Origin of the sequence: Roseomonas sp. AR75 (assembly GCF_005222815.1) — a bacterium.
Taxonomy (GTDB): domain Bacteria; phylum Pseudomonadota; class Alphaproteobacteria; order Acetobacterales; family Acetobacteraceae; genus Falsiroseomonas.
Window position 1 is genome coordinate 859,155 of the sequence record NZ_STGB01000005.1, and the last position, 14,050, is coordinate 873,204.

A 14,050-nucleotide genomic window follows, 5' to 3' on the forward strand; every position below is an offset into this window, starting at 1 on the left:
GGCTGCTACCTGCCCTTCCAGTTCGGCTTGCGCTTCTCGCGGAAGGCGCGCGGGCCCTCGGCGCCGTCCTCGCTCTCGGCAGTCTGCCGGTCCAGCGCCCGCTGATAGTCCACCAGCGCGTCGGGAAAGGCAGAGGCGAGGCGATAGATGCGCACGGCCGCCTGCGTCGGCAGCGGCGCGCCGCGGCAGACCATGGCGGCGATCTCCTCCGCGGCTTCCATCAACCGGGCGCGCGGCACGACGCGGTTGACGATGCCGTATTGCAGGCATTCCTGCGCGCTCAGCCGCCCGTTCGCCAGCGTCATGTAGGCGGCCACGGCGCGCGGGATGCCGAAGTAGAGGTTCTGCGGCGAGCCCAGCCGGCCCACCAGCGTGTGCGTATCGCTGATCCAGGCTTCCTCCGCCATCACGCGCAGCTGCCCGGCGAGCGCCAGGCTGAGCCCCACGCCGACCGCGAGGCCGTTGATGGCGGAAATGACGGGCTTGTCGAGGTTGACCGCGCTCGGCAGGCCGCCGCCGCCCCACTGGTAGTTCGGGTTGGTCGGGTCCTCATGCGGCGTGCGCTTGCCTTCCGCCTGGTGCGCGGCGAGGAACTTCACGTCACGTCCGGCCGAGAAGGCCTCCCCGGTGCCGGTGACGATCGCGCAGTAGATCTCCGGATCGAGGCCGACGTCGCGCCAGCAGGCGCGCAGCTCCTGATAGGCGTAGGTATGCAACGCGTTGCGCACCTCGGGCCGGTTGATGGTCACGTAGGCCACGCGGCCCTTCTTCTCGTAGAGGACGTATTTCAGGTCCTTCGGCGCCATCGTGGCGTGGTCGTATTGCGTCTCGTATTGCGGAGGCATCGAGCGATCTCCTGACGATCTCAAGGGGCGGTCAGCAGCAGCAGGCCATCCACGGCGATGGCATCGCCGGCGCGCCACTTCACCGGGTTCACCTCCAGCTCGAAGGCGGCCCAGGGGATGGCGGCGGCCAGGCGGGAGAAATGCGCGATGAAGCGCGCGAGCGGGGCCGCATCCGGCGCGTCATCGCCCAGCGCGCGGACCAGGCGGAGCCGCGCGATCAGCGCCCGGGCCGCATCCTCGTCCAGCGGCGCGCGGGCGATCGCGACGTCGTCCAGCAATTCGGTCGCGGTGCCGCCAGCGCCGCAGGTGACCATCACGCCGAACATCGGATCGCGGAACGCGGCGACGATCACCTCGACGCCGCCCTGCTCCATGCGCTGCACATAGGCGCCCTCGAAGGGCACGCCGAGCGTCGCCGCGCGTTCGGCCAGCGAGCGCCAGGCCGCGGCGGCCTCCGCCGCGCCGGCGATGCCAAGCCGCAGCAGACCGGCCGCGGCGCGATGCGTCACCGCCGCCGAGATCCCCTTCATCGCCACCGTCCCGCCGATGGCGGCGAAGGCGGCGGCGGCGTCCTCGGGCGAATGGGCGATGCGGCCCTGCGCTACGGGCAACCCGCCGGCCGCGAGCAGGCGGTGGCAGTCATGCTCGGAGACGACGAGCCCCGCGCGCGCTTGCGGCAGCGCGGCCGCCCAGTCGAAGCCGAGCGGCGCCGGGCGCGCCACCGCGTCCCCGCGCGGCGCGCGCAGCACGCGCGCAAGGGCTTCCGCGGCCCGGGCCGCCGTCGGGATGACGCAGAGACCATCACGCGCGAGCGCCACGCGCGTGTCCGGCGCGACCTCGAGCGCCGCCACGGCCCGCACCGCGCCGGCGGCGTGCAGCTGCGCGAGCGTCGCGAGGGTGGCCTCGGTCTCCGCCGGCTCGCCCAGGCCGAGCGCATCCTCGAAGAGCAGCGCATCGGCCGACGCAGCAGCGTCGCTCAGCGTCGCGGCGGAGGGCGGGCTGTCAAGGATACGGGGCGCGCCGCCGGCAAGCTCCAGGCCCTCGCCTTGCAGAAGCCCGGCGGCGACCGCGGCGGTCTCGGGCGCGGCCGAGACCACGGCCACGCGCCGCCCACCGGGCCGCACTCCCGCCGCCAGCAGAAGCGAGACGTCCAGCAGTTCCCGTCCGCTGCGCACCAGGATCGCGCCGTGCTCCTCCAGCACCGCGCGCCAGACGCGGAAGGCACCCGTCAGCGCACCGGTATGCGCCTGCGCGGCCCGCGCGCTGGCCTCCGCCGCGCCGGCCTTGAGGATCACCAGCGGCTTGCCCGCATCGCGGAGCCGCGCCAGCGCGTCGAGGAAATCGGCGCCGTCCTGCACGCCTTCCAGATAGGCGGCGACGACCCGCGTCGCGTCGTCCTCCGCCAGCATGCGCAGGTAGTCCGGGAAGCGCAGCACCGCCTCGTTGCCCGAGCTGATCATGCAGCGCAGGCCGAAGCCGGCCTGCTGCGCCTGGCCGAGCAGGTGGATCGCCGTGCCGCCGCTCTGGCTGACGATCGCGATGCTGCCCGGCACCAGCCGGTCCACCTGCAGCAGCGGCGTGGCGAAGGTGGCGGCGAGCGGCACATGCGTGTCGATGATGCCGAGCGTGTTCGGCCCGCAGAGGGAGAAGCCATGCGCATCGCAGAGCGCGGCGAGCGAGGCCTGGCGCGCGATCCCCTCGCCTCCGACCTCGGCGAATCCCGCGGCCCAGAGGATGCCGTGGCGGATGCCGGCCTCGATGCAGCTCTTCACCGCCTCCTCCGCCGCGGCGGCCGACACGGCAAGGATGGCAAGGTCCGGCACCTCCGGCAGCGCGGCCGGCGCGGCGTGGCAGGGCAGGCCAGCGACGCTGTCGCGCCGCGGATTCACCACATGGATGCGGCCGCGGTAGCCGTATTTGCGCTGGTAGTCGATCACCCGCGCGCCGAGATTGCCGGGCGTGTCCGACGCGCCGATGACGACGATGCTCTCCGGCGCGAGCAGAGGGTTGCGCGCGGCGCTCATGCAGCCGCGCGGTGCGAATACATGGCGCGTCCGGCGACCGGCACGCGCGCCCGCAGGATGCAGCCCTGTTCGGACTCCGTGATGTAGAGGTCGCGCAGGTCGGCGCCGCCATAGGCGATGTTCGTCGTTCGGATGCCGGCCGGCGACAGGATGCGGGCCGCAGGCTGACCGAGCCGGTCGAACAGCCACACCGTCGCGAGGCCCGAATGCGCCACGGCGAGGCCGCCCTCATCGTCGACGGCCAGCCCATCGGGTCCGGCCAGGCCGCCGGACAGCTGCAGGAAGGTTCCCCAGTGATGATGTCGCTGTCCTTGCGCATCGGGCTGCAGCGAAATGCGGATCACGGACAGCGGGCGTGTCAGCGCGACGAACAGCGTTTCCTGCCCGGCCGACAGCACCAGCCCGTTCGGATAGGGCAGCCCGTCGCAGACCAGGCTGATCGTGCCGTCCGGCGTCATGCGATAGACGCGCCCATCGGGGCGGCGCTGCGAACTGTGGCCCGGATCGGTGAAGTAGAGATCACCATTGTCGGCGAAGCAGAGGTCGTTGAGGCCGACGAAGGGCTTGCCGTCGAAGCCTTCCGCCACGGTGCTGCGCCGCCCGCTCGCCGGATCGAAGGCGACCACCCCCTCCTTCCGGCAGACGACGAAGATGCGGCCGTCGCGGTGGATCTTCAGCCCGTTCGGTCCGCCGCCGTAGTCGGCGAAGACCTCCCACGCGCCGGCAGGCGAGACGCGGAAGATGCGGCCGTGGTTGAGATCTGTGCAGTAGAAGTTGCCTGCCGTGTCGAAGGCCGGTCCTTCCAGGAAGGAGTGCAGCGGTGCTCCGCCGCGCGCGCGGCTCCACGCCGTGTGACGGCCCTCGATCCGCAGCGCATCGGGCAACCTGGAGAAGAGCTCGGCCTGGATGACGGGCGGTGCGGCGAACATCGGCGTCAGCACTCCTCCGAAGCGAGGGACAGCCGCGGCTCCGCGGCGCGCGGCGGGCCGGCACCCGCGAGCACGGGATCGAGCCGCAGCCGGAAGCGCGGCCAGGGCGCGCCCGCGACAAGCTGCGCCAGGCCGGACAGCGCCCGCGCCAGCGCGGCGCGGTCCAAGGCGGGCTCCATCCGCGCCACCTGCGCCACGGCCCGGCTGCGCCCGAGCAGCGCCAGCGCGCCGTCGGCGTCGAGCGGCGCGGGTGCGACCACCTGCTCCTCCAGCACGCGCCCCGCGATCCCGCCGGCGCCCACCGCGACCACCGCGCCGAACGCGGGATCACGCCAACCGGACAGCGCAAGCGGCAGCACACGGCCATCGCCCTCCGCCTCGCCGGACCGGGCGAAGCCCGCCGCCGCCAGCCTGGCCGGCAGGTGCTCCGCGGTCCATGGCGCCGCAGCCTGGCCGGAGCGCCGCACGGGCGCTGCCAGGCGGCCACGCGCCACGAGCTTGCCCAGCGTCGCCGCCGCCGCGGCGACATCGGCGATCGGTGCGACGCCGTGCTGCGCGAAGACCGGCAGCATCGCCGGCGGCGTGCCGGCCGCGATCAACACCGGCTTCGGCGCCCGCGCGTGGAACTCCGCCAGCACCTGCGCCGCCACGGCCGCGCCGCGCGGCGCATTGAAGGTGGTCGGCAGGAAGACCGCGTCCACATCCGGGTCCGCCGCGACGATGTCGAGAATGCGCGGGAAGCGGTCATAGGTCTTCTCGTTGAACGCTTCCGGCGTCAGGTCCACCGGATTCGCGGTGGAGGCGATGGCCGGCACCAGGGGCGCCAGCGCGGCGCGGGTCGCCTCCGACAGCGGCGGCACCTCAAGACCGGCCGCGCCGCAGAGATCGGCCGCGATCACGCCGCCGCCGCCGCCGCCCGTCATGATGGCCACGCGCGGACCGGCGGGCAGGCCCGTGCGCGCCAGGCTCGCCGCGAACAGCGCGGTGTCGAGCAGTTCGCGATGCGCGGCGACCAGGACCGCGCCCTCCGCCGCAAGCAGCATCCGCCCGGCATGCGACACGCTGCCGTCGGCCGGCAGCAGCACCACGATGCGCCCGGCCGCCCGCGCCGCGCCGAGCGCCGCGCAGAGCGCCGTGCCATCGCATCGCGCCTCCTGCACCAGCGCCAGGATCCGGGCGGGGGAATCCAGCGCCGCCGCAAGCAGCGCGGCCGCATCGGCCCCAGTGCGGGCCGCGATGGGCAGAAGCCGCTTCGCCGCGGCGCGCTGCATCGCCTCGGCGGTGCGCGCGGAGCCGGCGAGGAGCAGGACTTGCGGCACACCGGACGCGGTCGCCGAGGCTGCTTCGCCGCTGCCGTCGCCTTGCATGGGCGCGTCCCGTCCCCTCAACCCGACCCGCTTGAGGCAGGCTCGCCTGGCCGTGCTGCACAGCACCGCGGGCCGCACCGCCTTAAACGTTTCAAACCGTGCCGCGCAGGAGGCGCGATGTCAACGCCGCGCCGGCACCCCGCCCACCGAGTCCGCAAGTCGCAACTCGGGCTCCAGCGCCAGGCGCCGCACGCGCGGACGGCCGCCCTGCATGCGCGCCAGCAGCAGTTCCCAGCCGCGGCGCGCCACGTCGCCCGCCGGCGGGCGGATGGCGGAAAGTCGGGGGGTCGCCATCTCGGCCCAGGGCGGCTCATCCACCGCGATCAGCGAGACATCCTCCGGGCAGCGCAGGCCGAGCGTGGCCAGCGCGCGCACCACCTGCTCCACGCCCTGCGTGTTGGTCGCGAGCAGCGCGGTCGGGCGCTTCGGCCCCTTCATCGCCACGGCCAGCTGTTCCAGGAAGGCCGCGGCGTCTTCCGACCGCTCGATGATCTCGAGCGAGGCGCGCGGCACATCCGCAAGTCCCTGCCGCAGGCCCTCGATCCGATGGCGCGAGATCAGCAGCCCGGGATTGGCGGAGACAAATGCGAGCCTGCGATGCCCGCGCGCGAGAAGCTCGGCCGCCGCCCGCCGCATCGCCGCGCGCACGTCGACCCGCACCTGATCGAAGCGACCATCCTCGATCGGCCGGTCCAGGATCACCGTCGGCACCGCGGCGCGGGCCAGGCGATCGAGCGTCGCCGCGGGCTCCCAGCTCGGCAGCAGCAGCAGGCCGCCGATGTCGAAGCGCAGCAGCGTCTCCACGCGGTGCAGTTCCGTCTCGCTGTCCTGGCGGCTGAAGACGTGCAGGATGTCGTAGCCGGCCTCCGCCGCGAGCCCCTCGAAGGCCTCCGACAGCGCCACGAAATACCCGAAGGCGGCGTGCGGCATGCACAGCCCGATCAGCGTGGCGCGGTTCCGCCTGAGGCTCTGCGCCAGCAGGTTGGGCACGTAGCCCAGGTCCCGCACCGCGCGCATCACGCGCTCGCGCCGCTCGGCGCTGACATCGCGCGAGCCGTTCAGCACATGGGACACCGTGCCGGTGGAGACGCCCGCCTCGCGCGCGACGTCCGTGATGGTCGGCCGCGGCCGCCGGCGGGGCGCGTCCCGGGACGCATCGGATGACATGGCAACAAGCTAGCCGAATCCCCGCCGCTCTCCAACGCACCGGCTTGCTGCCACGCGAGGCGGTGACTAGCGTCGAAGGCGTTCAACCGGCGGAGCTCTTCGGATGGCGCCCGGCGAGATTCGTGTCGCGAGCGCCGTTCGCGCGACGGTCGGCGAAGCGCCGCTCTGGTCCACCACCGAGCGGGCGCTCTATTGGATCGACGGCCATCGTCGTGTCGTCTTCCGCCTGCGGGACGGCGTGACCGAGGAGCGCGAACTGCCCTTCCGCCCCTCCTGCCTGGTGCCGGATCGGCAAGGCGGGCTGGTCGTCGGCTACAAGAAGGGGCTCGGCCGCTTCGAGTTCGAGAGCGGGCGCGCCGAGCAATGGCCGCTGTCCGGCGTGGATTTCAGCGACGTCAGCTTCAACGACGCCGCATGCGACGCCGCGGGGCGGTTGTGGATCGGCACCCGCCACGCGGGCGGCCATGCCCCCGTGGCGGCGCTCTACAGCATCGGTCCCGATCTGCGTCCGGTTTGCGGGCGGCGCGGCCTCGTCGTCTCGAACGGCATCGCCTTCAGCCCGGATGGACGACGCATGTACCACGCCGATTCACGGCCGGGCCGCGTGGATGCCTACGACCTCGACCCGGCCACCGGCATGCTGGGCGCGCCGCAATGCCTGATCGACTACACGGGCAACGGCTTCAGGCCGGATGGCTGCACGGTGGACGAGGAAGGCTTCCTCTGGGTGGCTGAGATCGAGGGCTGGCGGATCGCGCGCTACGCACCCGACGGGCAGCTGGACCGCGCCATCGCCCTGCCCGTCGCCAAGCCGAGCAGCCTGGCCTTTGGCGGCCCCGGTCTGCGCACCCTCTTCGTCACGACGATCTCATACGGCCTCGATGCCGCGGCGCTGGCGGCGCAACCCGCCGCCGGATGCCTTCTGGCGCTGGAGCCAGGCGTGGCAGGCCTGCCGGAGCACGCGTTCCGCGCGGATCTTGGAAACGTTTCAATGGGTGGCTAGCCTTCCCCCGCCGGGAATGACGACATGGGAGGAAAGCCGCATGTCCGCCATCACGCGTCGCAGCCTTGTCATCGCCGGCGGCACGGTCCTCGCCGCGCCCGCCCTCGCGCAGAACGCCGACTGGCCGAGCAAGGAGATCCGCCTGATCGTCTCCGTCGCTCCTGGCGGCGGCGCGGACCTCGTGGCGCGCCAGGTCGCGCGCGTCATCGCGCAGGACACGGGCGGCACGGTGGTCGTGCGGAACATCGTCGGCGGCAGCGGCCTGACCGGCATGGCGGAGATGGCGAGCAGCCCGCCCGACGGCTACACGCTCTCGCTGGTGAACATCGGCTCGCTGCTGGTCCTGCCGCACATCATGCAGGTGCCCTTCAGCTGGGACGACCTCGCCTTCCTCGGCGGCATCTCGCAGAACTACTATGGCGTCGCCGTCGCGGCGAACTCGCCCTGGCAGACCTTCGGCGACATGATCGCCACCGGCAAGACGCGGCGCATCACCTATGCCTGCGCCACCATCATGAACGGCGTCGCGCTGGTGCAGGCCGGCAACCAGTCCGGCGCGCGGTTCCGACTGGTGAACACGCAGACCGACGCCGAGGCCATCACCCAGACGGTCGGCGGCTTCGTGGACATCGCCATGACCTCCTCCACCGTGCTGCTGCCGATGCTGCAGTCGCAGCGCCTGAAGCTGCTGGCGGTGACGCCGGCGCGCTGGCCGAACATGCCGGACGTTCCGACCGTGAAGGAAGCAGGCTTCAACGGCGAGACGGTGGTGCCGCTCGGCTTCGCCTGCCCCGCCGGCGTGCCCGCGCCGATCCGCGCACGCTTCGAGGCCGCGATCCTGAAGGCGGCGCGCGACCCCGCGACCGTGGAAATGCTGACGCGCACCATCAACATGCCGAAGCCGATGACCGGCGCGGAGTTCCGCCACGCGCTGTTCTCCCAGGCCCCCACCATCGAGGCGATGCTCGCGGAGGCCGGGATGAAGCGGCGATAGCGTTGCGCCTCCTTCGCTCGGAGCGGCTGCCCTATATCGCCGCGGCGGCGGTGGCGCTGCTGCTGCTGTCCCAGGCGATGCGCCTCGAGGATTTCGGGCCGTTCGGCCCGGGCGCCGGCATCTTCCCGCAGATCACGGCGGGGCTGGCGGCGGCGCTCGCGCTGGCGCTGGTGCTCGTTCCCGCGCTCGGCCGCGAGGCCGCGGCGCCGGGCGCGGCGGAGGAGCCCGTCGGCCCCGAGGAACGCCGCACCTTCCACCTCTACATCGCCGGACTGGTGCTCATGGTGGTCGGCTCCGCCTTCCTCGGCTTCGCGGTCACGACGATCCTGCTCGCACTGCTGATCGCCTGGCTCGCGGAACGCCGCCCCTTCCATTCCGCCCTGCTCTTCGGCCTGGCCTGCGCTGTCATCGGCACCATCGGGCTCGGCCACTACATGGAGATCGAGATGCCCTACGCGGCGGCGGACTCCCTGCTTCGCTGGCTCGTGCGGTAGAACGGCATGGAGCAGCTGCTGCACGGCTTCGCCGTGGTGATGACGCCGGCGAACCTGTTCTTCTGCCTCGTCGGCACGCTGCTCGGCACGGTCGTCGGCATCATCCCCGGCCTCGGCCCGCTGACCACCATCGCGATCCTTCTGCCGGTGACCTACAAGCTGGACGTCACCTCGGCATTGATCATGCTCTCGGGGATCTACTATGGCGTCGCCTATGGCGGCACCGCGACCTCCGTGCTGCTGCGCATCCCCGGCGAGGCGTCGTCCGTCGTCACCTGCATCGACGGCTACGCGATGGCGCGCAAGGGCCGGGCCGGCGCGGCGCTGACCATCGCCGCGGTGGGCTCCTTCATCGCGGGCACGGTGGGCACGATCGGCATCTCCTATCTCTCGCCGCCCCTGGCGGAGCTCGTCTTCGCCTTCGGGCCGGCGGAATACGCGGCGCTGATGCTCGCGGGCCTGGCGGCGGTGACCTACTTCTCCTCCGGCTCGCTGCTGAAGTCGCTGCTGATGGCGGCCTTCGGCCTGGTGCTGGGCTGCGTCGGCAAGGATCCGATGACGCTGGAGCCCCGCCTGACCTTCGGCTTCACCGGCCTGCTGGACGGCATCGAGCTGCCGGCGCTGGCGATCGGGCTGTTCGGCTTGTCGGAGATCCTGCTGCTGGCGCGGCGCTCCCAGAGCTCGCTGAAGATGATCGCGCCGCCGCGTTCGCTGCTCGGCTTCCTGCCGAACCGCGAGGAGACGCGGCGTTCGGTCGCGCCGGTCGTGCGCGGCACGGTGCTCGGCTTCCTCGTCGGCGTGCTGCCGGGCGGCGGCGCGGTGATCGCCTCCTTCCTCTCCTATGCGTTGGAGAGGAAGTTCGCGAAGCGGCCCGAGGAGTTCGGCCAGGGCGCGGTGGAGGGCCTGGCAGGGCCAGAGACCGCGAACAATGCAGCCTCCTCCGGCTCGCTGCTGCCGCTGCTCTGCATGGGACTTCCGGCCAATGCCACCACGGCCGTGCTGCTGAACGCCTTCATCCTGCATGGCGTCGCACCGGGGCCGGCGATGATGACGCAGCAGCCGGAGATCTTCTGGGGGCTGATCGCCAGCATGTATATTGGCAACGTCATGCTGCTGGTGCTGAACCTGCCGCTGATCGGGCTGATGATCCGCATCCTGGACGTCCCGCGCGCCTATCTCGGGCCGATCATCCTGCTGTTCTGCATGATCGGCGTGTATTCCTCGGTCGGCGACGCATCCGGCGTGCTGATCGCCGTGGTCTTCGGCTTTGTCGGCTACTATCTGCGCAAGCACGGCTTCAACCTGGGCATGCTGATCCTGGCCTTCGTGCTCGGCCCGATCCTTGAACGCTCGGTCCGGCAGGCGCTGAACATCTCCGATGGCGAGTTCGGCGTCTTCGTCGCCAGCCCGATCTCGATCACGCTGCTCTGCCTCGCCGCCGCCATCCTGCTGCTCGGCCTCTGGCCGCGACGGCCGGTGGTGAATGCCGAGGACGATTGACGCTATCGCGGATCGAGCCAGCGCCGGGCCGTCTCGCCGAGGCTGTTGAAGGCGAGCGCGGTCAGCAGCAGAGCGACGCCGGGCGCGATCATGAGGTCCGGCGCGCGTTCCAGGTAGAGCAGGGCGCGGGCCAGCATGCCGCCCCAGCTCGCCTGGGGCGGCTGCACGCCGAGGCCGAGAAAGCTCAGGCTGGCCTCCGCCAGCAGCGCCGTGCCCAGCAGCAGCCCCGCCTGCACGATGACCGGTGTCACGGCGTTGGGCAGGACATGTCGCGTCAGCAGCCACCCCGCCCCCGCCCCCGCGGCGCGTGCCGCATCCACATAGAGTTCCTGCTTCACGGCGAGCGTGCGAGCGCGGGCCAGCCGCGCGAAGCCCGGCGAGAAGGCGATGCCGATGGCGATCACCGCATTCGTCAGGCTGGTGCCCAGCACCGCCGCGATGCCGACCGCGAGCAGGATGGTCGGGAAGGAGAGCAAGGCATCGATCCCGCGGCTGATCGCCGCATCCACCCAGCCGCCGAGGTAGCCGGCGATCAGCCCGAACGGCAGCCCGATCAGCATGCCGAGCGCGACCGCGCCGATGGAGGAGAACAGCGACGGGGCCGCGCCATACAGCAGCCGGCTCAGCACGTCCCGGCCGAGGTCGTCTGTGCCGAGCCAATGCTCTGGGCCCGGTGGCTGCAGGACGCCGAGCAGGTCCACCTTCAGCGGATCGTGCGGCGCGATCCAGGGCGCGGCGAGCGCCGCGGCGATCAGCAGCCCCAGCCACAGCACCCCCGCGGCGGCCCCGGGATCGCGCAGTATCAGAAGGAGCCGACGCATGCTCACTCCACCCGGGGATCGAGCACGGCGTAGAGCAGGTCCACCACCAGGTTCACCAGGAACACCAGGACCGCCAGCATCAGGATGATGCCCTGCACGACGAAGTAGTCCTTGTTGATCGCCGCCTGGATCAGCGCGCTTCCCGTGCCGGGAATGGCGAAGACCGTCTCGGTCAGCAGCGTGCCGCCGATCTTGCCGCTGAACACGAGCCCGACCACGGTGAGGAGCGTGACGCCGACATTCTTCAGCCCGTGCCGCCACAGGATCGCGGCGGGCGAGAGCCCCTTGGCCCGCAGCGTGCGCACGAAGGGCGAGGCCAGCACCTCGATCATGGCGGCACGGAGCTGGCGCGTGATCTGCGCGATGCCGCTGATCGAGAGCGCGATCGCCGGCAGCGTCGCGGTCCAGATGGCGCCAAGCGGATCCTCGAGGAAGCTCACCGCCCCCGTCGCCGGAAACAGCTGCCATTCCAGCGCGAGCACCGAGACCATGAGCATCGCCAGCCAGAAATAGGGCAGCGCATCGGCGATCGTCGCGACGCCGGTGGCGACCCGGTCCACCAGGCTGCCGCGCCGCGCCGCGGCAGCGATGCCGAGCACCGAGCCCACCACGAAGGCGATGACCATCGCGTAGCAGACGATCAGCAGCGTGTTCGGCAGGCGGTTCAGGATCAGGTCCATCACCGGCTCCCGCGACTGCAGCGACAGGCCGAGATCGCCCCGCAGCAGCTGCCCGACCCATGAAAGGTACTGTTCCCAGATGGGGCGGTCGAAGCCGTAGAGCTGGCGGATCTCGGCGATGCTCTCCTCGGTCGGGAACTCGCCCGCGAGCAGCAGCGCCGGGTCGCCCGGGCCGATATGCAGGATGAGGAACGAGACGAGGGAGACCAGGATCAGCGTCGGCACGGCCTGCGCCACGCGCAGGCGTATCACGCGGCTGCGACGACGCGTCAGCATGCCGCCCCCTCCACCAGATGGCACGCGACACGATGCCCCGGTGCGACCTGGCGCCAGGCCGGCTCCTGCGCTGCGCAGCGCGGCTCGGCGCCCGGGCAGCGCGTGCGGAAGCGGCAGCCGGAGGGCGGGTCCACCGGGCTCGGGATCTCGCCCTGCAGCGGCATGCGCGCTCCCGTGACCAGGCGGGATGGCAGCGCGACAGGCTCAGCCGCGAGCAGCGCCCGGGTGTAGGGATGCCGGGCCGCCTGCTCCAGCGTCGCCGCCGGCGCGACCTCCACGAAGCGGCCGAGATACATCACGGCGAGGCGGTCGCTGATATGCATCGCCACGGCAAGGTCATGCGTGATGACGACGTAGGTCAGCCCGAACTCGGCCTGCAGGTCGAGATAGAGGTTCAGGATGTCGGCCTGGATCGAGACATCCAGCGCCGAGGTCGCCTCGTCCGCCACCAGCAGCCGTGGGCGGCGCACCAGGGCGCGGGCGATGTTGACGCGCTGCTTCTGGCCGCCCGAGAGCTCATGGGGGAAGCGGGCGGCCTGGGCCTGATCCAGCCCGACGCGCGCCAGTATCGCGATGGCGCGTGCCGTGCGTTCGGCGGGGGGACCCTCGCCCGCGATGTCGAGCGGCTCGCGCACGCTGTCCAGGATGCGGCGGCGCGGGTTCAGGGCGGCGTGCGGATCCTGGAAGATGATCTGCATGGCATGGCGCCGCCGGCGCAGCTGCGGCGCCGGCAGGGCGAAAAGATCCTCGCCCTCGAGTTCCACGCGGCCGGCGTCCGGCCGCAGCAGCGCCACGATGGCGCGGCCCAGCGTGGACTTGCCCGAGCCGGATTCCCCGATGATGCCGAGCGTCTCGCCTTCCGCCACCTCGAAGCTGACGCCATCCACGGCCTTCAGGGTGTCCCCGCTGTCGCGGAGGGGAAATGCCACGCGCAGATCCAGCACCCGCAGCAGCGGCGCGCTCATGGCACCGCGCCCGGCAGGTCGAGCGCCGCCGCGCGATGGCAGCGCACGGCACGGCCTTCCAGCGGCAGCAGCGGTTGCGCCGCGTCGCAGCCGGTCGTTCGATGGGCGCAGCGCGGCGCGAAGCGGCAGCCCGGCGGCATCGCACCGGGCGCCGGAGCACGCCCGCCGATGGACGGCAGCCGGGCCCGGTGCGGCGCGAAGCGCGGATGCGACCGCAGCAGGCCCGATGCGTAGGGATGCAGCGGCCGCTCCAGCAGCGCATCCACCGCCGCATCCTCCACCACCTGCCCGGCATACATCGCCACGATGCGGGAACAGCACTCGCGCACCACGCCGATGTTGTGCGAAACCAGCAGCAGCGCGGTGCCGCGTGCCGAGACCTGGCGCAGCAGCAGGTCGATGATCTGGGCCTGGATGGTGACGTCCAGCGCGGTGGTCGGCTCGTCCGCCACCAGCAGGCGGGGCTCGCAGGCCAGCGCGATGGCGATCATCACCCGCTGGCGCATGCCGCCGGAAAGCTGGTGCGGATAGTCCTCGGCGCGCCGCGCTGGCAGCGGGATCCCGACTTCGGCCAGCGCCTCCACGGCCCTGGCCTTCGCCGCGGCCGGCGACAGGTCGGTGTGCGCGCGCAGCGTCTCGGCGATCTGCTCGCCCACGGTGAAGACCGGGTCCAGCGCCGTCATCGGCTCCTGGAAGATCATGCTGATGCGACGGCCCCTCAGGCGCCGCAGCGCGCTCTCCGGCAGGTTCAGGATGTCTTCTCCGTCCAGCCGCACCCGGCCGCCGGCGCGGAACAGCTCCCGCGGGAGCAGGCCGAGCAGCGCGAGCCCGGTCAGGGTCTTGCCGGCGCCGCTCTCGCCCACCAGGCCCACGGCCTCGCCGGGCGCGATCGCGAAGGAGACGTCCTCCACGACCTTCAGCCAGCCGCGCCCGGCGCGCAGCGCAAGCTCCAGACGCTCGACCTCCAGAAGCGGCGCGGTCACGC

The 14,050-nt window shown here is 72.2% G+C and carries 13 protein-coding genes; 4 read left to right on the top strand and 9 right to left on the bottom strand.

The features are described 5' to 3' along the window. Positions 1 to 5 precede the first annotated feature (5 nt). The 5 genes from E4T13_RS23520 to E4T13_RS23540 all read right to left on the bottom strand — a co-directional run bounded on the left by E4T13_RS23520 (position 6) and on the right by E4T13_RS23540 (position 6,332). On the bottom strand, positions 6 to 845 hold the full coding sequence (locus E4T13_RS23520) for an enoyl-CoA hydratase/isomerase family protein (RefSeq protein ID WP_137180765.1): 840 nt from the start codon (positions 843 to 845) through the stop codon (positions 6 to 8). Between the two features lie 20 nt (positions 846 to 865). Continuing rightward, positions 866 to 2,869, bottom strand: a complete 2,004-nt coding sequence (locus tag E4T13_RS23525) for an acetate--CoA ligase family protein (protein WP_137180766.1) — start codon at positions 2,867 to 2,869, stop codon at positions 866 to 868. Then, the gene (locus E4T13_RS23530; protein WP_137180767.1) at positions 2,866 to 3,798 is read right to left on the bottom strand and encodes an SMP-30/gluconolactonase/LRE family protein; all 933 of its coding nucleotides are present in this window, start codon (positions 3,796 to 3,798) and stop codon (positions 2,866 to 2,868) included. The genes E4T13_RS23525 and E4T13_RS23530 overlap by 4 nt, the downstream gene beginning before the upstream one ends. Before the next feature lie 5 nt (positions 3,799 to 3,803). Beyond that, positions 3,804 to 5,165 carry an acetate--CoA ligase family protein gene (locus E4T13_RS23535; protein ID WP_137180768.1) on the bottom strand — a complete coding sequence of 454 codons (1,362 nt, stop codon included), beginning with the start codon at positions 5,163 to 5,165 and terminating at the stop codon, positions 3,804 to 3,806. A 120-nt stretch (positions 5,166 to 5,285) separates the two neighbouring features. Beyond that, positions 5,286 to 6,332 (bottom strand): LacI family DNA-binding transcriptional regulator, encoded by a 1,047-nt coding sequence (locus tag E4T13_RS23540; protein WP_137180769.1) that lies wholly within the window; start codon positions 6,330 to 6,332, stop codon positions 5,286 to 5,288. Between the two features lie 103 nt (positions 6,333 to 6,435). Here E4T13_RS23540 and E4T13_RS23545 point away from each other — a divergent pair, with 103 nt between their 5' ends. The 4 genes from E4T13_RS23545 to E4T13_RS23560 are packed head-to-tail and all read left to right on the top strand — an operon-like array spanning position 6,436 to position 10,323. Further along, on the top strand, positions 6,436 to 7,335 hold the full coding sequence (locus E4T13_RS23545; protein WP_137180770.1) for an SMP-30/gluconolactonase/LRE family protein: 900 nt from the start codon (positions 6,436 to 6,438) through the stop codon (positions 7,333 to 7,335). A 40-nt stretch (positions 7,336 to 7,375) separates the two neighbouring features. Next, positions 7,376 to 8,329 carry a tripartite tricarboxylate transporter substrate binding protein gene (locus tag E4T13_RS23550; protein WP_170985188.1) on the top strand — a complete coding sequence of 318 codons (954 nt, stop codon included), beginning with the start codon at positions 7,376 to 7,378 and terminating at the stop codon, positions 8,327 to 8,329. Between the two features lie 2 nt (positions 8,330 to 8,331). After that, complete coding sequence (locus E4T13_RS23555; RefSeq protein WP_137180772.1) at positions 8,332 to 8,823, top strand: tripartite tricarboxylate transporter TctB family protein; 492 nt, start codon at positions 8,332 to 8,334, stop codon at positions 8,821 to 8,823. Between the two features lie 6 nt (positions 8,824 to 8,829). Beyond that, positions 8,830 to 10,323: a tripartite tricarboxylate transporter permease gene (locus E4T13_RS23560; RefSeq protein ID WP_137180773.1), complete on the top strand. Its 1,494-nt coding sequence runs from the start codon at positions 8,830 to 8,832 to the stop codon at positions 10,321 to 10,323. 2 nt (positions 10,324 to 10,325) lie between these two features. On the opposite strand, the gene E4T13_RS23565 is transcribed toward E4T13_RS23560, so the two are convergent. Genes E4T13_RS23565 through E4T13_RS23580 form a run of 4 tightly spaced genes read right to left on the bottom strand, consistent with a single transcriptional unit; the run spans position 10,326 to position 14,048 of the window. Further along, positions 10,326 to 11,144, bottom strand: a complete 819-nt coding sequence (locus tag E4T13_RS23565) for an ABC transporter permease (protein ID WP_137180774.1) — start codon at positions 11,142 to 11,144, stop codon at positions 10,326 to 10,328. Positions 11,145 to 11,146: 2 nt separating this feature from the next. Then, the gene (locus E4T13_RS23570; RefSeq protein WP_137180775.1) at positions 11,147 to 12,100 is read right to left on the bottom strand and encodes an ABC transporter permease; all 954 of its coding nucleotides are present in this window, start codon (positions 12,098 to 12,100) and stop codon (positions 11,147 to 11,149) included. After that, positions 12,094 to 13,065, bottom strand: coding sequence for an ABC transporter ATP-binding protein (locus E4T13_RS23575; RefSeq protein ID WP_137180776.1), 972 nt, complete (start codon positions 13,063 to 13,065; stop codon positions 12,094 to 12,096). The genes E4T13_RS23570 and E4T13_RS23575 overlap by 7 nt, the downstream gene beginning before the upstream one ends. Beyond that, the gene (locus E4T13_RS23580; RefSeq protein ID WP_240791254.1) at positions 13,062 to 14,048 is read right to left on the bottom strand and encodes an ABC transporter ATP-binding protein; all 987 of its coding nucleotides are present in this window, start codon (positions 14,046 to 14,048) and stop codon (positions 13,062 to 13,064) included. Before E4T13_RS23580 ends, E4T13_RS23575 begins: the two co-directional genes overlap by 4 nt. Positions 14,049 to 14,050 lie beyond the last annotated feature (2 nt).